The following is a 19,815-nucleotide window of genomic DNA, read 5'->3' as shown; positions in this document are numbered from 1 at the left end:
TTTGCTTTGTTCCCGTGACACCATTACAATTAACAGTAAATTAAGCCCAAGACAGGAGCATGTGAATGCAAGCTTTACCCCTATCCGCCGGAAGGCTGCCTTACGAGGCACCGTCCGACTGGATGCCGATTTCCCCGGCTTTCGATCCTTGGGATCCAATCCGGTCCTTGAAGCGCTTCGGGCGGCATCGGCTCACCAGCGTAGAACTCACGGTCACCCAGCTCTGCAACATGAGGTGCGAGCATTGCGCCGTCGGCGACAGCCTGACGATGAAGGAAGCGCCGCATCTGCCGCTGGACGCCGTGCTGCGCAGGTTGGATGAGATCGAGCACCTGGAAACGATCAGCCTGACCGGAGGCGAACCGACATTCCGGCTGGAGACGGTACGGGAGTTGATCTTGCCGGTGCTGAAGTACGCCCGCGCGAGGGGCGTCCGTTCCCAGCTGAATTCGAACGTGACGCTGGACTACGGCCGGTATGACGAAATCGCTCCTTACTTGGACGTCATGCATATTTCTTTCAATTATACGGAAGCCGAGGATTTTCACCGCATCGGTTTCGCGAAGTCCGGCCGGGACGTGTCCTTACCGGCGGCGGCCAAGATGTACGAACGGATGATGGACAATGCGCGCAAGCTTTCGGAGGGAGGATTGTTCGTCTCCGCCGAGTCCATGATCAACTTCCGGACGCACGGGAAAATGCCCGAAATCCACCGCTTGATCGTGGATATGGGCTGTAAAAGGCATGAAGTGCACCCGATGTATCCGAGCTCGTTCGCGGCAGGGTTGCCCGTGCTTTCCCGGGAGCAAATGCGAGCGGCGGTGGAGACGCTGCTGGACGCGAGAAACCAAGAAGTCTGGATGCTCTTCGGCACGCTTCCTTTCTTCGCCTGCAGCGAGTCGCCGGAAGAGCGCAGCCTGGTGAAGCGCCTGCGGACCGAACCCGGCGTCACCGTTCGCAACGACCCGGACGGACGGAACCGCGTCAACGTCAATATCTTCAGCGGAGACGTGTACGTCACCGACTTCGCGGCGATCCCGCCGTTCGGCAACATCCTGGACGATAAGCTGGAGGACATTTTCGGCAAGTGGCAAGACCACCCCCTTCAGCGAGGCGTCAGCTGCCATTGTCCGGAAGCGTCCTGCTGCGGGCCGAACCTGCTCGTATCGGACATGTATTACAAGCATGAGGATTTCAGGAGCCGGCGGGCGCTGCCCTGACCGGTTACGGCTTCGTCGCCCCGGTTAATCCGGGAGACGTTCAGAAGGAGCGGAAATCATCTTGGAACAATTTCATTGGGGCAGCATCGTTTGGAATCTGCTTCTCGTCCTGTTTCTTGTTTTCCTGAACGGTTTTTTCGTGGCGTCCGAGTTCGCCCTCGTCCGGGTCCGCCAGTCGCGGCTGACCCAGCTTCAGAATGAAGGCAACAAATTGGCGAATTACGCGCTGAAGGTCAACTCGCGGCTGGACGTTTATCTTTCGGCGACCCAGCTCGGCATCACGCTTGCTTCGCTTGGTCTCGGTTGGGTGGGCGAACCCGCCATCGCGGATCTTATCGTCATTCCGCTGCTCCACGACTTCGGGATCACCGACGAGACCGTCATCCACAGCATTTCTTACGTGACCGCGTTCGCTTTGATCACTTTCCTGCATATCGTACTAGGGGAACTGGCGCCCAAGTCTCTGGCGATCCAGAAGTCCGTCGGCGTTTCCCTGTGGCTGTCCTGGCCGCTGCTGACCTTTTACCGCATCTTCCTGCCGTTCATCTGGGTGCTTAACGGAGCCGCGAACCGCTTGCTGAAGCTGGTCGGCGTCCAGCCGGCGGGCGAGCACGAAGCGGCCCACACCGAGGAAGAGATCCGCATCCTCATGAGCGAAAGCGCCAAGAGCGGCATCATCGACAAGGATGAAATGACGCTGTTCGACAACGTGTTCGAATTCGCGGACCGCGTCGCGCGCGAGATCATGCTGCCGAGAACGGACATGGATTGCCTGTTCACGAACCAGCCTTTCGCGGACAACATGAAGGTCGTCTACGCGACCAAGCATACCCGCTACCCGGTGGCGGTCGAAGACAAGGACCAAATCATCGGCTTCGTGCACATCGCGGACCTGCTTACGGCGGATCCCGACGTGGAGGAGCAGGACCTGAACCGATTCCTGAGGCCGATCCTCAGCGTGCCGGAATCGATGGAGATCAGCAAGGTGCTGAAGCTCATGCAGCGGCGCAAATCGCAGCTGGCCATCGTCATCGACGAGTACGGCGGAACGGCGGGCATGATTACGGCCGAGACGATTCTCGAAGAGCTCGTCGGCGAAATGCAGGACGAATTCGATGACGAGCTGCCGAGTGTCGTCGTGAAAGGCGACATTACGTCCGTCGAAGGACGGATGCTGATTGAGGACGTCAACGACCTGTTCGGCTTGGACATCGAGGATGAAGAAGTCGATACGATCGGGGGCTGGCTGTTCAACCTGCTGGAAGGCAACATTTCCAAAGGGAAGAAGGTCATTCAGTACGGCTATGTATTCGAGATCGCCCAGACCGAGAGGCTGCGCGTTCAACGCGTGCATATTTATCGGGCGAAACCGGCCAAGCCGGACGTCCCGGGTCTGCAGACGGAAGGCCAGATGTCCGCGGAGTAAGAAGGATTTCAAGGGAGGCTGGGAGGAGAAAGCATGCCGCTGCGCCAATTCATGTTGATCGCCTTCGCGCTCGCGTTTCTGTATTTGCTGTTTACGGCGGGCGCGCCCTTTTTGCTGGCGCTTGTCGTCGCGATCTTTTTGGAGCCGCTGACGGAACTGCTCATGAAGCGGACCAAAATGAACCGGCTGGCCGCTTCGACCTTATCGAGCACGTTGTTCACCGCGTTGCTGCTGGGCGTCGCCGCCCTGATCGGCATGAAAGTGGTGGCGGAGCTGACCGCGTTCATGCAGAACGTGCCCGATTATTTGACCAATGCGAGCGCGTACATACAGGATTTGCTGGAGAGGGCGCAAAGCTTCTCGAGCGGCGGGGCCGACCCCGTGCCGGGTCAGTTGGAAAGCTGGCTGTCCAAAGTGACGGAACTGCTCACCAGCCTGTCCCAGAACATTACCGGATACCTGCTGAACTTCGCCAAAGGCATACCGAACTTTTTCGTGTTTTTCATCGTTTTCCTGGTGGCCGTCTATCTGTTCACGCTGAGCATGCCGCAAATGAAGATGTCCTTCCTCTCGCTTTTCGAGGAGAAGTCACGTCACCAGATGGATCAGGTGCTCGTCAGCCTCCGCAAATCGGTGTTCGGTTTCTTGAGGGCCCAGTTGCTGCTCAGCGTCATCACTTACGTGATCTGCTTCGTCGGCCTCTTGATTATCGGAACCGGTTATCCGCTCGCGATATCGCTGCTCATCGTCGTCGTCGACGTGCTGCCCGTTCTCGGCACCGGCTCGGTGGTCGTGCCCTGGGCTGCGTACCAGCTGGTCGCCGGAGACGTGTTTACCGGCATAGGGCTGCTGCTATTGTTTCTTGTCATAACGGTCGTCAGAAGGATCGTGGAACCGAAAATTCTGGGCGATGCCGTCGGAATCGGCGCGTTGTCGGCTTTGATCAGCTTGTACGTCGGATACGAGCTCGTCGGCGTGATCGGCGTTTTTCTCGGACCTATCGTCGTCATTGTTTTCATAGCGGCCCGGAAAGCCGGACTCCTTGATTTCAAAATCAAACTGGATTGATATTATCGGCATGAAGCCGCCTTCGCAGGCGGCTTTTTTGCTTTTACAAAGACTATACTTCTCGTCCGCGTTCATAGGATAGAAGCGGAGTGTCTTACCGAGCCGTCCCGAACGGCGCATGCTTCAAGGGAGGTTACCGAGCATGAACAACGGACAATGGCGCGAGTGGTTTCCGTACGCAAGTCCGACCGACCCCTGCCCGCCGATACCCGTCAAGCGGTATGTGGTTCCGCCGAACCTGTTTATCCATTTTCAGCCGATGAACCTGCCGCAGTTTCCGTTGGACGAAGCGTTATTCCGGGGCACGCTGTGGCCTGCGCTTTACAGCCCCTATGAGCCCCAGCGGTCCGCGAAAGGAGGGTAAGCCATGGACCATCCGAACGGGCAAGGAATCCAGCCGAACATACGGCCCGTCGCGGGCGATGAAGCCTACCGCATGCAGCTGGAACAACTGCAAAAGGTTGACTTCGCGCTGGTCGAGCTGAACCTGTATTTGGATACCCACCCGACCGACATGCAAGCCATTCAGCAATTCAATCAGCTCGCCCAAACGCGCAGGCAGATCAGCCAGGATTTCGAACTGAAATACGGACCGCTCATGCATTTCGGCCACAGCTACACCCGGTTTCCCTTCCAATGGCCGGAGACGCCATGGCCGTGGCAGGTGTGAGGAGGCGAGCGCATGTGGATCTATGAGAAAAAGCTGCAATATCCGGTCAAGGTGAGCAAGTGCGATCCCATGATGGCGAAGTTTCTGCTCGAGCAGTACGGCGGCGCGGACGGCGAACTCTCGGCGGCGCTTCGCTACTTGAATCAGCGGTATTCCATCCCGGATCGCGTAATCGGGCTGCTGACGGATATCGGGACTGAAGAGTTCGCCCACCTGGAAATGATCGCCACGATGGTTTACAAGCTGACCAAGGACGCGACAGTAGAGCAGCTGAAGGCAGCCGGCTTGGGCGACCATTATGCCGTTCACGACCGGGCGTTGTTCTATCAGAACGCTTCGGGGGTTCCTTGGACATCCGCCTACATTCAAGCCAAAGGCGATCCCGTTGCCGACCTGTACGAGGACATCGCCGCGGAAGAGAAGGCCCGTGCCACCTACCAATGGCTGATCGATATGACCGACGACGTCGATCTGCAGGATGGACTGAAGTTTCTGCGCGAGAGGGAGGTCATCCATTCCCTCAGATTCCGGGAAGCCGTGGAGATCATCAAGGCGGACCGGGATCAGAAGAAATTCTTTTAAACATCCGGAAACCGGCCCGCTCCCTGGAGCGGGTTTTCTTATGGCGCGGCGTTTCCACGGCGTGGACGGAGTCAAGATTGGGTTTTTATGCAAATTAGGAGAAACTTTCCATCCTGCGTTACGTATGAATGGGAAGATTCGCTACTTATATGGAAAGGAGCGCGAGGTGTCCCATGGAGACGCTGATGATCGTCCTATTCTTCATCGGAGCCGGCTACGCCTTGTTTTCCCTGGTGTTCGGGGATTGGCTCGGTTTCGACATGCACCATGGCGAGCTCCCCTTTCTGTCGCCGACCGTCATCGCCACGTTTCTGACGGTGTTCGGCGGCATCGGCTACATGCTCCTCCACCGTACCGGGTGGTCGGCCGTCCCGGTCGCCGCCTTGTCGCTGTTTTTCGCGGCGGGGGTTTCGGCGGCGGTCATGTTTCTCGTCGTCATTCCGCTGCACGCGGCGCAGAAAGGATCGGCTTTGTCCGCCAGGGACATGATCGGGCTTGAAGCGGAGGTCGCGGTCTCCATAGAGCCGGACCGGCTCGGGGAAATCGTGTATTCCCAAGCCGGGACGAGGCTGAGCGCGCCCGCGAAAACGGCGCCCGGAAAGGCCATCCCCCGGGGCGCCTCCGTGAGGGTCGTCGGGGAGTCCGCCGGCACCTTCGTCGTGGAGTCGTGGATGGACCCGTTCGAATCTGACAACTGAAAAGGAGAATCTCTAAGTATGGACATGACATTGTACATTCCGGTTGGCATCGTAATCGTCGTTATTTTGCTCATTATCGTTTTCGCATCCCGCTACCGGACCGTGAAGGCCGACGAAGCGATGATCGTCACGGGGGCGCTGACCCGGGAAGGAATGAAGATCGTGAAGGCGGGCGGCACGTTCGTGTGGCCCGTCGTGCAGGAAGCTTCCTTCCTGACGCTGCAGGTTCAGACGCTGGATATCCATACGCCCGAGGTGTACACGATGCACGGCGTGCCCGTCATGGTCGACGGGGTGGCCCAGATCAAAATCAAAGGCGATTTGGAATCGATCGCCACGGCGGCCGAGCAGTTTCTCGGCAAACACGACGACGAGCTGAAGAGCATCGCCACCCAGACGATGGAAGGCCATTTGAGAGCCATCCTCGGCACGATGACCGTGGAGGACGTTTACCGCAACCGGGAAGAGTTCGCCCGCAACGTGCAGGAAGTGGCGGCGAGCGACTTGAACAAAATGGGCCTGCAGATCGTTTCGTTCACCATTCGCGACGTGCGGGACAAGAACGGCTACCTTGACGCGCTCGGCCAGCCGCAGATCGCTTCGGTCAAACGCGATGCCGAAATCGCGAAAGCGAATGCGCTGAGGGATGAGCAGATCGCCAAGTCCAAGGCGCTGGAAGAAGGCAAGAAGGCCGAATTCGCGGCGGAGACCAACATCGCGGAAGCGAACAAAGCCATGGAAGTGAAGAAGGCGGCGTTTAAGCAAGAACAGGATCAGAGGAAGGCGGAGGCCGACCAGGCGTATAAGCTTCAGGAAGTGAAAACGCTGCAGTCCGTCAAAGCCGAGGAAATGCAAATCCAGGTCATCGAGCGGGAGAAACAGATCGAGCTGGAGTCCAAGGAGATCGAGCGGCGCGAACGCGAGCTGGTCGCCACGGTGAAAAAACAAGCGGAAGCGGAGCGTTTCGCCCAGGAGCAGCGCGCGGAAGCCGAACGCTATCAGATCGAGGCGAAAGCGAAAGCCGAGGCCGAAGCCGTCCGGCTGGCGGGTGCCGCGAACGCCGACAAAGAACGGGCGGAAGGTACGGCCGAGGCCGACGTAATCCGGCTTAAAGGCCTTGCCGAAGCCGAGGCGAAGGATAAAATCGCCGACGCGCTGCGCAAATACGGAGAAGCGGCGGTCGTCGAGCTGATCGTCGACAAGTTCCCGGAAATCGCCAGGGCCATCGCCGAGCCGTTGTCCAAAACGGAGAAGATCGTCATCGTCGACGGAGGGGGGAGCGGTCCGAACGGCGGCGCGGCCAAAGTGACCGGGTACGTCACGGATCTGCTGGCCAAAATGCCCGAGACGGTGAGTGCGCTGACGGGTGTGGACGTGAACCAGCTGCTGAAAAGGCTGGCGGAAGGCAGCACCGCCATGAAGAAAGACATCACGATCGACAGCGGAAACTCATAAGCGCATAAGCATATTTCGATGCCAAGGCGGCCGGGCTTGTTCCGGCGGGACGGTTGCATTATGATGGGGAAAAAACGGGAGAGAAGCCATGAATCGTCTGCCGCTGCCCGAGGCCGTCATTTTCGATCTGGACGGCACGCTGTTCCAAACCGAAACCTTGCTGGAAACCGTTCATCGCCGCGTGTTCGAAACGCTGCGCAACGAACGCTTGTACACGGAGGCGACCCCGCCGATCGACAAGCTGCTCGGCTCCTTGGGAATGCTTCTTGAGGATATCTGGAAACGCGTCATGCCGGAAGGCTCCCCGCAGGCGCACGAGCGGGCGAACGTGCTGCTGCTTCAGTACGAATTGGAGGAGCTGTCGCGGGGACGCGGATCGCTGTATCCCGGCGTGCCGGAGACGCTTGCCGCCCTCCGCCGGAGGGGCATCCGGCTGTTTATCGCCAGCAACGGCCTGGAGCTTTACGTGAAGGGCGTGCCCGAGATCAAAGGAATCGCCGAGCTGTTCGAAGGGACTTACAGCGCGGGAGAATTCGGCACCGCCTCCAAAGTGGAACTGGTTCGCCGTCTGACGGACACCTTCGGAGTCCGGAGCGCCTGGATGGTCGGAGACCGGTCTTCGGACGTGGAAGCGGGGCTGAAAAACGGCTTGTCCGTCGTCGGGTGCGATTATGCCGGGTTCCGCCGGGAAGGCGAGCTCGACGGATCCCATGCGGTGATCCGGTCGTTCCCGGAGCTGCTCGATTTATTGCCCGAGCAAGAGCTATGAAGGCTGGTTGAAGAATCGAAAACAATCAACCCCGGATCTGCTTTCCTGATGCAGGAGCGATCCGGGGTTGTTTTCGTTCAATCGGTCGTCGGCTGATCTTCCGGGGGTTCGCGTCCGGCATCCGGCTTATGCCCGGAGCCCGGCTTCGAGTCGGAGCCGGCTCCTTCTTGGTGGCGCCGATACGTCCACAGGGCGTATTCAATCGGGAGCGAGAGCGCACGCTGGTAGACCTCCGCCTCCCCCGCGCGGACGAACACTTCCCGGGCGGGCTTCGGGTTCACCTCGAGCAGCCAAATCCGGCCGCTGCGGTCGATGGCCAAGTCGAGCGCGAGCTCGCACAGCGTTCCGTACGTTTTCTCCAGGGTCGCTGCGACTTCGATTCCGAACGTCTCCGCGTTTTCCCGGATCTGCGCGATCTGGTCCTCGCTTTCGATCCATTCCCGCAGCAGCGATTCCATCGTCACCGCCGTTCCGCCGCCGTGCAAGTTGGAGGTAATGCTGTTCGGCGGACCGACGCGGCCGGCGCAGCCGGTGAAGACCCACTCCCCTTGGCCGTTCTTCTGCACGAGCATGCGGTAATCGTGAACCCTTCCTCCGGGCAGTTTGATCTGAAGGCCTTGCTGCACGATATAGCGGTCGCCGCGCCGGTCCCAGGCCCGGATGAGGGCCGGCAGCTGCTCCCGTCGGATGATCCGGCGGGGGACGATGGCCCGCGCATGGTTCCGACCTTGCAACAGCAGCAAGCCGTCGGACCTGCGGTCGATGCGGAGAATGCCGCGTCCTCCGGTTCCGTTAATCGGCTTGAAATAGACCGTGGGGTGTTGTTTGAGCATCGCGGCTACGTCGGCGGGGGATTCGTACAGCCGCGTAGTCGGCAGATGGTCGCGCAAAGACGGGATGCCGCTCAAGGTGCGGTAAATGGTCCATTTGTTGCGCAGTGGACGATTCAGGAAAATCAGATGGGCATATTTGCGGCGGAACGAAAGCAGCCTTTCGAATCGGGAGCTCTTCTGGTACCTCGCCCTGTCGTAGATGATTTGTGGCATACGCGTCCATTGCCGTCCCCAAATCTTCTTGACCGGAGAGTAGACGTGCGCGTAGACGCGTCCGGTTCGATCCTCGACGTCGTCCGGGGTGAACACGACCACGTCCATCCCCTTTTTTCGACCCGCCGCCGTCAGCTTCTGGAACATCGCTTTCTCTTCGATCGATTTTCGGTCGTTGAGGTAGAGCGTCAGGATACCGAGCGTCGGGTTTTTGGACATCGCATCGGTTCACCTCCCGGACGGCTTCTTGGTGCGGCGATGCAAATAATAGCTATATTGGAAAATCCGGTGCAAGGACTCTTTCCGGATATCTCTCTCGTCGAACTTCATCGGCTTCGAATTGGCTTCCAGAAACCATACGTTGCCGCTGCGGTCCACGCCGAGGTCCATGGACATTTCGCCGAGGCGCGAACCGGAAGCCCGCTCGATCTGCTTCGCGAGCAGCAGGATGGTTTCCCGCACCCGGTCGAGCACTTCAACGGCTTTTTCCTTGCCGAAAATGGCGGTGAGCAGCTTATCCGGATCGTCGATGTAGCCGCCCCGCGGAACGTGCGTCGTAATGCTGGCGTTTCCCGCCACGCGCGCTCCGATTCCGGTGAGCTCCCATTTGCCCGACTGGTTTTTCTGGGTCAATGCCCGCAAATCGAACGGCCGGTCGTCCACGGAAGCGAGCGAGATCCCTTGCTGGGCGATATAAGGCTCGCCGGTCGATTCCGCGTAGTCGACGACTTTCTCCCACAGCCGCTGCAGCGAAGCGAGGCGGTAAGTCCGGCTGCCTTTCTCCTCCTGGATCTGCAGCCGGTACGGCAGCGCCTTCTCCGGCTGCAATCTTACCGTCATGATTCCGACGCCTGCTTTGCCGCGGACGGGTTTCAGATACAGCAGCCGGTGCCGTTTCAGCAGACGGGACAGCACGAACAAGGTCGTGAGCTTCCTCGTATCCGGGACGTAGCGCCGAGTCGCCGGGTTGTTGTAAAGCCACCGAAAAAGCGACCATTTGTTGAAAAACCGGCGGTTGAACATTTGGATTCCCGGATGCCGCGAAATCGCGGCCAGCTTCTTTCTGACGATCGGCTGCCGTTCGTCCTCCCTGAGCGGAATCCGGTTGTAAATGACGCTCGGCCGCGGAAACCATTCCTGAATCCACGCGCCGTCTTCGGGACGATACGTATAGCCCTGAACGCGGTCAGACTTGAGCTTCAATTGGCTCACCGTAACCACGTACGTGACGACGCCCAGCTCGCTCCCGGTTTGGATCAGGTCGGCGAAGTTCGCCCGGTTTCCTCGGAACGATTGGGCTTCGTCATCAACGGTCAAGATAGCCACCACCGGCCTGTCGCCGCTATCGAACGTCCCGGGAGACGAAGCGTGCGCCAATATCCGCATCAGTCTTCCTCCTCTATCCGGAAATTGCTCAGATACAGGCAATGGTCCAGAATATATTGCATGGACGCGCGGCCTTGTTCTTTCAACTCGGGATGTTTGAAAATGGATCTGCCGGGTTTCGCGTTCGCCTCGAACATCCATACCGCGCCGTCCCGGTCGATGCCGATATCCAGACCCAGCTCGCCGAGCGTATGGCTGTAGTTCCTCTCGATCGCCTCGGAAAGCTGGACGGCGGTATCCTTCGCCTCCTCCAGAACTTCCAGCGTGCGGTCCCCAAACGTGTGCATGAGCGCCTGCTCCGGCGTCATCAGAGAACCTCCGTTTTTGATATGCGTCGTCACGCTGCCGCGGCCCGCTTTCTTCGCGCCGATGCCGGCCACGACCCAACGGTTGCTCCCGTCTTTATGCATGTGGAACCGGAAATCGATCGGGCAGCTGTCTATTTCGACGAGCCGGATTCCTTGCTGAGCGACGTATTGGCTCAGTCCACTGCCGTGGCGTGCCCGAAGCATTTTCATGATGCCTCCGAAAGTATTGAACCGCAGCAGCACGTTCGAACCGTTGCGGCGAAAACGGATGAAATACCCTTTGCGGGGATGGTAAGTCAGCCGGTAAATGCCGACGCCGAGACTCCCGTCCGAAGGCTTGTAATAGACGAAATGGTGTTTTTCCAGCATTTCCTTGATCCGTTCGGGAGAAGGGTTATGCACGGACTCGGGAAGATGCTTCAGCGCTTCGGGGTCGTTTTCGAGCATTTTGTATACGTCCGCCTTGTTGAAGAAGCTCCAGTTGAAGAAGGGGATCCGTTTCCGGACCAACCGTTCCCTCAAGGCGGTCAGGGTGGCCGAGGTTTCCGCTTTTCGGCTCGGAAGCCGGTTGTAGACGACGTCCGGCAGCGGCACGACGCGCCTTTGCCAACCCGAGCCCGGCTGGTAAAACCAACCTTGCACCGTTTCCTGGTGCCAGTTGATGTCCCGCGGGGTGAAAGCGAAAAAATAGGCGTTTTTTCTGCCCATCGACAGCAATTGTTTGAAAAAAGCGGTCCTATAGCCGAAAGGGGAGCCTGGGGAGCTCCGCGAGGTGTCGGTAAGGATGCCGACGAGCGGTCCGAGCTGGATTTCCCCGTCCTCTTCGTTATTGACGAAGACGTTACCCGACATCGGCACCCGAACGGATTGACGCAGTCCCGCCGACATGTAAACATGATGTCCCTTGCGTTTGATCGTGCGCACCGCAGCGGGAACGGTATCCTGGCCGAGCTTGACGGTTACCGATTTCCGTCCCCCCAGCCGAAGCAGCTTCGCGAGGGAACTCGAGAGCCAAAGAATTCGTTCGGGCTGCTGAGTGAAATGGACGTTACAGATGGTCAAACTCATGAATTACCCTCCCACGTGGTCGAAGCAGGATGAATCGTGCGTAATCGATCGGCCTCTCCGTCGAACGTGCCGCGGTTTCGGCGCTGATTCCCGCCATGGCTTGCCGTCCGGGTTTGGAGTTGGCCTCCAGGAACCACAGCCTTCCGGAGCGGTCCACGCCGAAGTCCAGCCCCAATTCCGCGAGCCGGCCGCAGTGGCGTTCCAGCCGCCGGACGATGAGCAGGCAAGCGCGGCGGATTTCCGCCAGCAGCTCTTCGGCCTTTGACGCTCCGTGCGCTGCGGCGAGCACGGTTTCCGCAGGCTCCGCCCGGCCTCCTCCATGCAAATTGGCCGTCACCGTACCGGGCCGGCCGATACGGGCGGCGATCCCGGTGACCGTCCAACGGCCGCGTCCGTTTTTTTGCACCAGCGCGCGAATATCATACGGGGCGCCGCCTTCGCCCGTTAAATCGAGCAGCGGCTGCATGATGTACGAGCGGCGGCCGATCCATCGGTGCAGCTTGGCGGAAGCCGCCGCCATGCTGCGGAAAGAGACTTCGAAAGAGCGGTTGTCTGCCCGGCGCCCGCGGATCAGCACCGATCCGTCAGACTCACGAACGCATGCGGCGACCCGCCGGCCTTGGCTGCCTCCCGCCGGCTTCAGGAATGCCGATCCGCCGGCATGGTCCAGCCATCGCGAGAACGAAGCCGGACCGGCATACGCCTGGGTAGGCGGGAGCAAGCGGTCCAATTCGGGTTCTTGGGCGAGCAAGGCGTGAACGCGGCCTTTGTGGGGCAGTTTCCCGTTGAGCCGACGGAGTTTGCGCCCGTCTTCCAACCGGCGCAGCGCATGGCGGAACCGCTCGTGTTCCGACGCGGTTTCCGGCCAGGCGCGGTCATAAAGCAGGCCGGGCACGCCGTAACGGCCGGATTGCCACCCTTCGCCGTCGCTTTGGAGCGTCCAGCCCCGCACCGAATCGTCGGACGGATCCCACGTTCTCGGATCGAAAGCGATCGCCGTGAGCCCCGTTCTCCTTCCTCTCCGGAGCAGCTCGCGGACGAAACGGCCTTCCCCTACCGGAAACTCGCCCGGCCTTTCGAGGGCGAGAATGCCGAGGATTTCAGAATCCGGATAAATATCTCGCATATTGAATCATCATCCGCACCGAAGGGCGGATTTTCCCCTCTGTTAATGGTGTGTTGTCGTTCTTGGAAGGCTTGGAGTTCACCTCAAGCAGCCAGACGCGGCCGTTCGTGTCGATCGCGAGGTCGATGCCGAGCTCGCCGAAATGGGCAGGGATGTAAGCGTCGATCCCCTTGGCGATGTCCAGCGCCGCGCGGTGAAGGCGCGCGGAAGCGTCTCCCCGGAATACGGCGGGAAGATTGGATTTGACCAGCGCTTCGCGGGTTTTCGAGAGGGTGCCTCCGCGGGCCAGGTTCGACACGAAGTGATCGCTGCCCGCCGTGCGGCTCACGACGGATGTGACCGTCCATTCCCCGACCGCGTTCTTTTGAGTTAACGCCCGGAAATCGACCGGACGGCCGCCGATTTCGATGAGATCGAGCCCTTGCTGGATCAGATAGTGAACCGACTTCATCTTTCCGGAGATGGAGGCGTAAAGCTTCGTCAAGTTAGCGAAATTCATTTTTCGGGTTCCGTTCACGGTAGCATACGACGCTTGCCAGCTTTCCGGACCTAAACGCGTCAGCCGGATGATTCCTTTGCCGAGGCTTCCGCGCACGGGTTTCAAGAAGACGCTGGCGTAACGGGAGCACATGCTGCGGAACATGGAGAAATCCCTCAGAGAGTGGGACTCCGGCAAATAGCGGCGAAGGTTCGCGTCTTTCTTGAGCGCGTCGAACACTTCCGATTTGTCGAGAAATTTTTCGTTGAACACCCGGGAACCGTAGCGTGAGGTGATTTCTTTCATGAACTGCTGGACGTCCGGCAGATTCTCCAATTTACGGGAAGTAAGCCGGTTGTTGACGACGTTGGGCACGGGGAGCGTCATGCGCTGCCAACCGTCGTTGTACACCCAGCCCTCCACGGCCGTCTGACTTGACCCAAGGGCGCCCGGAGTGAAAAAATAAACGTATGCGCCTTGTTTGCGGCAAGCATCGGTCAGTTCCCGGCAAAACATCGTGATATCGCCGAATGGTTTATCCGGCTGATGGGGATATTCCCGGCTGACGAGCACGCCGATCAAGGGCCCGAGCGACAGGGTCCTGGAGGAGGCTTGGTACTGCAGCCGGAGGGAGCTTCCGGATTGGAGGCCCATTCTGCGGAACAGCGTCTGACTGATTCTCAGTCCTTCGTAACGCGGTACGGGAATGACGGTGACGGAGTGGCGAAAAGAACCGAACTGCAGCGTGAGGGGCTGACCGGCCGGTATTTTCGACCTCTTCATCAGCGGTTCCCCCAGCATGAGGACGTCGTCGGACAGAATGCCGGAGCTGATGGCCTGGACGTTGATTTTGGGGGCGGACATACGGGGTTCTCCTTCCACCGTTTCTCGGCCATGGCCAAATCTTTCGCGGGCCGCCTTTCCGGGCGCTCGCGACAATACTCCATCATATGAGGACATCTAGTTATCGGTGATTGGCCGAATGACCGCCGCGGGGAGATGACAGCAATGGAAACAGGGTCGGACAGAACGTCACGGCGCAAGGCGGAGCACATTCGGATATGCTTGGAAGAGGCCGTGCAGGGCCGCGGCGTGTCGACGGGCTTGGAAAATTACCGGCTTCGGCACGCCGCGTTTCCCGAAATGGCGTTCTCGGATGTGAGGATCGAGACCGTTTTCTTGGGGAAAACCGTGCGAACGCCTCTTTTGATCAGCAGCATGACCGGTGGGACGGGGGAAGCCGGAGAGGTCAACCGGCGTTTCGCGGAAGCCGCAGAAGCACGGGGATGGGCGATGGGGCTCGGCTCCATGCGCGCCGCGTTGGAGAAGGAGGAACTGGCCGCCACGTTCCGCGTGCGGCGCGAAGCGCCGACGATTCCGATCCTCGCGAATATCGGCGGGGTTCAGCTCAATTGCGGCATCGGGCCGGACGATTGCCTGAGGGCGGTGGAGATGGCCGAAGCGGATGCGCTGGTCATCCATATGAACGCGCTGCAGGAAGTGTTCCAGCCGGGCGGCGACACGGATTTCCGCGGTTTGTACAAGCGGGTCGAAGAGGTATGCAAGCGGCTTCCCGTGCCGGTAGGCATCAAGGAAGTCGGATGGGGCATCGACGGTGCCGCCGCGCGCAGGCTCGCCGAGGCGGGCGCGGCGTTCATCGATGTAGCGGGAGCGGGAGGCACGTCCTGGAGCCAGGTAGAGAAATTCCGGCAGGCGGATCCGCTGCTCCGGGAGGCCGCCGAAGCGTTCGCCGATTGGGGAATGCCCACGGCGGACTGCTTGTTGGAAATCCGCCGCAAGCTGCCGGATATGCCCTTGATCGCGAGCGGGGGGCTTCGCAACGGGGTCGACGCTGCGAAAGCGATCGCGCTCGGCGGCGACATGGCCGGATTCGGGCGTTCGCTGCTGAAAGAAGCTGCCACGGGCGGGGACGTCCAAGGACGGCTGGAACGGGTCGAATCGGAGCTGCGGATCGCGATGTTCGCTTCCGGAGCCCGGGAGCTGCGGGACCTGCGCGCGCCGGGAATGATTCGGGACAAACGCATTTGGGAGAGTTTCGGGGAGGAGTAACGATCGATGTCGACGGGAATCGAACACCCGGATGGCTGGCTGCAGGTGAAGATTCCCCTGCCTTATTCGCTGAAGTGGGTAAACGCGTATTTGCTGCCGGGTCCGGAAGGCTGGACGCTGATCGATCCGGGTCTCCGAACGTCGGAGACGGAACGGATTTGGACGGCGTTTATGGAGGAGGCCCCTGTGTCTTGGAACAGGATCGCGAAAATCGTGCTGACGCATCACCATCCCGACCATTACGGATTGGCGGGATGGTTTCGCGAGCGCACGGGCGCGAACGTATGGATGTCGGAAACCGCCAGGGCGGCGGCCGTCCGCATGTGGGGGGAGAACGAGACCTATTCCGGCGAGATGCTCGAAGCGTTCCGGGAGCACGGGCTTCCGTCCGAGCTGGCACGGGAGATGCAGGCGCATTTGCTGGGATTCCGGGAACGCGTTTCCCCCCAGCCGGAAGAGGTGCGCTATCTGGAGGCGGGGAAACCGGTCGCCATGGGGGGCGTAGATTGGGAGCCGGTCGCGGGAGAAGGACATGCGCCGGGGCATCTCTCGTTCTACGACCGAACCGGCAAGCGCCTGATTTGCGGGGACCAAGTGCTGCCTGATATCTCGCCGAACATCGGATGGATGCCGGGCGGCGACGGAAATCCGCTGGCTTCGTATCTTTCGAGCCTGGAATCGATGCGGGAGCTGGACGTCGAAGCCGCTTATCCCGGGCACCGGGACCCGTTCGGCGGTTTCCGCGAGCGGGTGGACGAGCTGCTCCGCCATCACGAGCGCAGGCTGGATAAAATCGCCGAGGGGATCGGCGACGAAAAGATCAGCTCATTCGACGTCTGCGAGCGGTTGTTCGGGACCCATCTGCGCGGCAACTTGCACAATCTCCGGTTCGCGCTCGCGGAAACGATCGCGCATCTCATCCTGCTCGAGACCCGCGGCGTGCTCGCTCGTGACCGCGGCAGCTGGCAGCGAAAGTAGCCGCCGCCTCCGCATACAAAAAGGCTGTGCCATCCGGCACAGCCTTTTTCGCATTTCGCGTTATTCTCCCGCTTCCCCGGCCTGCTCGAGCCCTTCCGCCACCGCTTCGCGTTCCGCTTGCTTGCGGTGAGCGATGCGGCTGGACGCCGCGGCCGCGATGGCGCCGACGATGTCGTCGAGGAAAGTGTGGATGTTCCCGTCCGACTTATCGTTCAGCTTCTTCAGGACGCCGGGCTTGAACTTGTCGATGTAGCCGAAGTTCGTGAACCCGATGCTGCCGTACACGTTGACGATGCTGAGGGCCAGCACTTCGTCGCAGCCGTACAGGCCTTCGTCGTACTTGATCATGTCTTGCAGCGGCGGCAGCAGCTTGCCTTCCTCCGCCAGAATATCGAGTTGGATGCCGGTCAATACCGCATTTTGGACTTCCCGCTTGGACAGCACCGCTTCTACGTTCACGACGCACTCTTCCAGCGTCAGCTCGGGGAAGTAGTCTTTTTGGAGCAGCATGACCAGCTGTCCGATTTGCTCCTTGCTTACGCCTCGTTGGGTCAGCCACTCTTCGGTGGCTCGGGCGACTTCTTTGCTGTTGAGACGATACAAGTTCGGTCTGGACAAACACAACACCTCTTTCCGAAACTTTGGGCTCCCGCCGCTCGTCCTTCGATTCGGACAAACATACATATTTGCCCCGGGGGCTCGTATACATAGTACTACAAAAAGGGAGAAGGCGGAACGGCGGCGCCCTGGGCGCCCGCTCACCCGCCGCCCGTTCGGGAGGAAACGCCATGAACCGTAAGATCGGCAATCGCCTTAAACCTCTAAGATGGTCAACCGTGCTGCTGCTGATACCGCTCGTGTCCGCTTGTTCGTCTATCGGAAGTTCGGAAGGCAAGTCGGCCGCCATCGATCCGCCGCCTTCCCAAATCGAGGAAGCCATGCTGCAGCAGGCGGAAGGAACGGCGGACGGGACCGCGACCCCGTCGCTTACCGGCGAAACGCCCGTCAAACCGACCGTCGGACAAGTCGCGCCCGAGGATTCCGTCACCGTGTACCTGCTCGACGAGAAAGGCTACCTCGCTCCCATGACGCTGCGCCTCCCTTCCGGGGAAACGCCCGCTTCGGAATCCGTACAAGCCGGCGCGGAAACCGCCATGACCTGGCTGACGAAAGACCCGAAGCGCATCGACCAGCTGCCCGAGGGCTTCTCCGCGGTTCTGCCAGAGGGCGCGAAGGTTGACTCCGTAAAGCTGGATACGGACTCGGGCACGGTGTCGATCGACTTCGCCGATCCGCTTCCGGCCATGCCGGCCAACGAAGAGCGCAAAATGCTCGAAGCCGTCGTCTGGACGATGACGGAGCTTCCCGGCATGGATAAGGTGAAGCTGTCCGTCGGTGGCCGAACGATCCGCTCGCTTCCGGCTTCCAAAATGCCGGTAGACGAAGTATTGACCCGGGGCATCGGCATCAACGTCGAGGAAGCCAAAGGCGTGAAGATTGCCCATTCGATGGGCGTGACCCTGTACTTCTCCGCCAGATCGGCCAACGGCGACGGCTATTTCGTGCCGGTGACGCGCCTGATCGACCGGACGCCCGACCGGATGCGCGCCGCTTTGGACGAACTGATCAAAGGCCCGTCGGACACGAAATCCCTGCAAGCCGTGGTTCAACCGGGCTTCACCGTCGACGGACTGAAGCCGCTCGCCGATACGGTAAACGTCTCGCTGCGGGACGACGAATGGTCGGCGAAGAAGCCGGTGCCCTCCGACATGATGGAGGCGATCGTGCTGACGATGACCGAAGCGGCGGGGACCCCTCAGGTCAAAGTGGCGATCAACGGCGACGATTCCTTCCTCGATTCGGATCAGCGCTCCTACGACCGTCCGGTCACCCGGCCCGCCGCCGTGAACATGCTTGAACGCTGATCGCGCTTCGGCTCCGCTCCGCGTGTGCTTTTCCTGCCCGACTTTGGTAAAATGGGAGAGGTTTTGAACCCATGCAAGGTACGGTAGGAGGAAAACACATGAGGGCCGACGGAAGGCAGCCAGACGAACTGCGCCCGTTTAAGGTGACATTGCAACCCAACAAATACGCGGAGGGCTCGGTGCTGATCGAAGCCGGAGACACGAAAGTGCTCTGCACGGCGTCGGTCGACGAACGGGTCCCTCCTTTCCTGAAAGGACAAGGCAAAGGCTGGGTCACGGCGGAGTACGCGATGCTGCCGAGGGCGACCCAAAGCCGGAACCAACGGGAGTCGATCAAAGGCAAACAGGTTGGCCGCACGATGGAAATCCAGCGGTTGATCGGCAGGGCGCTTCGCTCGGTCGTGCTGCTGGACGCGCTCGGCGAACGGACGATCACGATCGACTGCGACGTGCTCCAAGCCGACGGGGGAACGCGGACGACGTCCATAACCGGAGGATTTCTCGCGCTTGCCCTCGCCATACATAAGCTGTCCGGAACGGTCTCTTTCGCGCGCTATCCGCTTGCCGATTTTCTCGCGTCCGTCAGCGTCGGCGTCCTGCAGGAGCAGGTGCTGCTCGACTTGAACTACGAGGAAGACTCGAAGGCCAAGGTCGATATGAACGTCGTCATGACGGGGGCCGGCTCCTTCGTTGAAGTGCAGGGAACCGGTGAGGAATCCCCGTTTTCCCGAGCGGAGCTGGACGGCATGCTGGGTCTCGCGGAACAAGGCATCCGGCAATTGATCGCCTGGCAGAAGGATACGCTCGGAGACGCCGGCATCCGGATCGGCGAGGCCAAACGATGATCGGGCGCGGCGGCTTGCTCGTCGTGGCGACCCGCAACCGGGGGAAGACGACGGAGTTCCGCCAAGCCTTCTCCAAGCTCGGCATAGAAGTGCGGGATTTGAACGAAACGGCCGGCATCCCGGAAATCGAAGAGACGGGAACCACCTTCTTCGAGAACGCGATGATCAAAGCCCGGACGGCGGCGGAGATCCTCGGTCTCCCCGTACTGGCGGACGACTCCGGTCTCTGCGTGGATGCGCTCGGCGGCGAACCCGGCGTGTATTCCGCCCGTTACGCGGGCGAGCATGCGACCGACGCGGACAACAACGCCAAGCTGATGCGCGCGTTGTCCGACCGTTCGCGGGAAAACGAATCCGGCGACGGCGGCGGACGGCCAAGCGATTACGGCCCCGCCCGTTTCGTCAGCTCGCTGGTGTTGTTTTCGCCGGGCAACGAGTCTTATCTGGAAGCCGAAGGGACGGTCGAAGGCTTTATCCTGACAGAGCCCAGAGGTACGGGAGGGTTCGGATACGACCCGTATTTCTGGCTTCCCGAATATGGCAAAAGCATGGCCGAATTGACCGTCGACGAAAAGAACGCCGTCAGCCACCGGGGACGCGCTCTTCGCAAGCTGCTGGATCTCATCGAAACGAACGGATGACGGAAACCTCCGGTCCCCACGCGGGAAACCGGAGGTTTTTGCTGTTCCAAGTTCCA

At 60.3% G+C, this 19,815-nt stretch carries 20 protein-coding genes; 14 read left to right on the top strand and 6 right to left on the bottom strand.

Annotated features, from left to right (window positions below; genetic code table 11):
* Positions 1-65: 65 nt before the first annotated feature.
* From yfkAB to EAV92_RS12170, 9 genes are all read left to right on the top strand, one after another.
* The gene (gene yfkAB / locus EAV92_RS12210; protein ID WP_123041347.1) at positions 66-1,220 is read left to right on the top strand and encodes a radical SAM/CxCxxxxC motif protein YfkAB; all 1,155 of its coding nucleotides are present in this window, start codon (positions 66-68) and stop codon (positions 1,218-1,220) included.
* Positions 1,221-1,281: 61 nt separating this feature from the next.
* Complete coding sequence (locus EAV92_RS12205; RefSeq protein WP_420888817.1) at positions 1,282-2,646, top strand: hemolysin family protein; 1,365 nt, start codon at positions 1,282-1,284, stop codon at positions 2,644-2,646.
* Between the two features lie 33 nt (positions 2,647-2,679).
* Positions 2,680-3,714 (top strand): sporulation integral membrane protein YtvI, encoded by a 1,035-nt coding sequence (gene ytvI, locus EAV92_RS12200; RefSeq protein WP_123041345.1) that lies wholly within the window; start codon positions 2,680-2,682, stop codon positions 3,712-3,714.
* Positions 3,715-3,856: 142 nt separating this feature from the next.
* Positions 3,857-4,078, top strand: a complete 222-nt coding sequence (locus tag EAV92_RS12195) for a spore coat associated protein CotJA (RefSeq protein WP_123041344.1) — start codon at positions 3,857-3,859, stop codon at positions 4,076-4,078.
* 72 nt (positions 4,079-4,150) lie between these two features.
* Positions 4,151-4,384, top strand: a complete 234-nt coding sequence (locus EAV92_RS12190; protein WP_123043702.1) for a spore coat protein CotJB — start codon at positions 4,151-4,153, stop codon at positions 4,382-4,384.
* Positions 4,385-4,396: 12 nt separating this feature from the next.
* Positions 4,397-4,966: a manganese catalase family protein gene (locus EAV92_RS12185; RefSeq protein WP_123041343.1), complete on the top strand. Its 570-nt coding sequence runs from the start codon at positions 4,397-4,399 to the stop codon at positions 4,964-4,966.
* A 173-nt stretch (positions 4,967-5,139) separates the two neighbouring features.
* On the top strand, positions 5,140-5,664 hold the full coding sequence (locus EAV92_RS12180; RefSeq protein WP_123041342.1) for an NfeD family membrane protein: 525 nt from the start codon (positions 5,140-5,142) through the stop codon (positions 5,662-5,664).
* 18 nt (positions 5,665-5,682) lie between these two features.
* On the top strand, positions 5,683-7,119 hold the full coding sequence (locus EAV92_RS12175) for a flotillin family protein (RefSeq protein ID WP_123041341.1): 1,437 nt from the start codon (positions 5,683-5,685) through the stop codon (positions 7,117-7,119).
* An 88-nt stretch (positions 7,120-7,207) separates the two neighbouring features.
* Positions 7,208-7,888, top strand: coding sequence for an HAD family hydrolase (locus tag EAV92_RS12170; RefSeq protein ID WP_123041340.1), 681 nt, complete (start codon positions 7,208-7,210; stop codon positions 7,886-7,888).
* Between the two features lie 77 nt (positions 7,889-7,965).
* Here the strand turns inward: EAV92_RS12170 and EAV92_RS12165 are convergent, their stop codons facing one another.
* Genes EAV92_RS12165 through EAV92_RS12145 form a run of 5 tightly spaced genes read right to left on the bottom strand, consistent with a single transcriptional unit; the run spans position 7,966 to position 14,164 of the window.
* Positions 7,966-9,153, bottom strand: coding sequence for a YheC/YheD family endospore coat-associated protein (locus EAV92_RS12165; RefSeq protein ID WP_123041339.1), 1,188 nt, complete (start codon positions 9,151-9,153; stop codon positions 7,966-7,968).
* Positions 9,154-9,162: 9 nt separating this feature from the next.
* Entirely contained in the window at positions 9,163-10,320 is a 1,158-nt protein-coding gene (locus tag EAV92_RS12160) for a YheC/YheD family endospore coat-associated protein (protein ID WP_123041338.1), read from the bottom strand.
* Positions 10,320-11,696: a YheC/YheD family endospore coat-associated protein gene (locus tag EAV92_RS12155; RefSeq protein WP_123041337.1), complete on the bottom strand. Its 1,377-nt coding sequence runs from the start codon at positions 11,694-11,696 to the stop codon at positions 10,320-10,322. Before EAV92_RS12155 ends, EAV92_RS12160 begins: the two co-directional genes overlap by 1 nt.
* Positions 11,677-12,822, bottom strand: coding sequence for a YheC/YheD family endospore coat-associated protein (locus EAV92_RS12150; RefSeq protein WP_123041336.1), 1,146 nt, complete (start codon positions 12,820-12,822; stop codon positions 11,677-11,679). The genes EAV92_RS12155 and EAV92_RS12150 overlap by 20 nt, the downstream gene beginning before the upstream one ends.
* Complete coding sequence (locus tag EAV92_RS12145; RefSeq protein ID WP_123041335.1) at positions 12,797-14,164, bottom strand: YheC/YheD family endospore coat-associated protein; 1,368 nt, start codon at positions 14,162-14,164, stop codon at positions 12,797-12,799. Before EAV92_RS12145 ends, EAV92_RS12150 begins: the two co-directional genes overlap by 26 nt.
* A 144-nt stretch (positions 14,165-14,308) precedes the next feature.
* Between EAV92_RS12145 and fni the strand changes: the two genes are divergently transcribed.
* Both fni and EAV92_RS12135 read left to right on the top strand, forming a co-directional pair.
* The gene (gene fni, locus EAV92_RS12140) at positions 14,309-15,370 is read left to right on the top strand and encodes a type 2 isopentenyl-diphosphate Delta-isomerase (RefSeq protein ID WP_241158513.1); all 1,062 of its coding nucleotides are present in this window, start codon (positions 14,309-14,311) and stop codon (positions 15,368-15,370) included.
* Positions 15,371-15,376: 6 nt separating this feature from the next.
* Positions 15,377-16,348, top strand: coding sequence for an MBL fold metallo-hydrolase (locus tag EAV92_RS12135; protein WP_123041333.1), 972 nt, complete (start codon positions 15,377-15,379; stop codon positions 16,346-16,348).
* 60 nt (positions 16,349-16,408) lie between these two features.
* Here the strand turns inward: EAV92_RS12135 and EAV92_RS12130 are convergent, their stop codons facing one another.
* Positions 16,409-16,966: a phosphatidylglycerophosphatase A family protein gene (locus EAV92_RS12130; protein WP_123041332.1), complete on the bottom strand. Its 558-nt coding sequence runs from the start codon at positions 16,964-16,966 to the stop codon at positions 16,409-16,411.
* Positions 16,967-17,136: 170 nt separating this feature from the next.
* Between EAV92_RS12130 and EAV92_RS12125 the strand changes: the two genes are divergently transcribed.
* The 3 genes from EAV92_RS12125 (at position 17,137) to EAV92_RS12115 (ending at position 19,759) form a co-directional block, all read left to right on the top strand.
* A complete protein-coding gene (locus EAV92_RS12125; protein WP_123041331.1) occupies positions 17,137-18,273 on the top strand; it encodes a GerMN domain-containing protein in 1,137 nt (378 codons plus the stop codon).
* 98 nt (positions 18,274-18,371) lie between these two features.
* On the top strand, positions 18,372-19,118 hold the full coding sequence (rph, locus tag EAV92_RS12120) for a ribonuclease PH (RefSeq protein WP_123041330.1): 747 nt from the start codon (positions 18,372-18,374) through the stop codon (positions 19,116-19,118).
* On the top strand, positions 19,115-19,759 hold the full coding sequence (locus EAV92_RS12115) for an XTP/dITP diphosphatase (protein WP_123041329.1): 645 nt from the start codon (positions 19,115-19,117) through the stop codon (positions 19,757-19,759). The genes rph and EAV92_RS12115 overlap by 4 nt, the downstream gene beginning before the upstream one ends.
* Positions 19,760-19,815 lie beyond the last annotated feature (56 nt).

Source organism: Cohnella candidum, from assembly GCF_003713065.1.
GTDB lineage: Bacteria > Bacillota > Bacilli > Paenibacillales > Paenibacillaceae > Cohnella > Cohnella candidum.
This window is presented reverse-complemented; position numbering and strand designations above follow the sequence as displayed.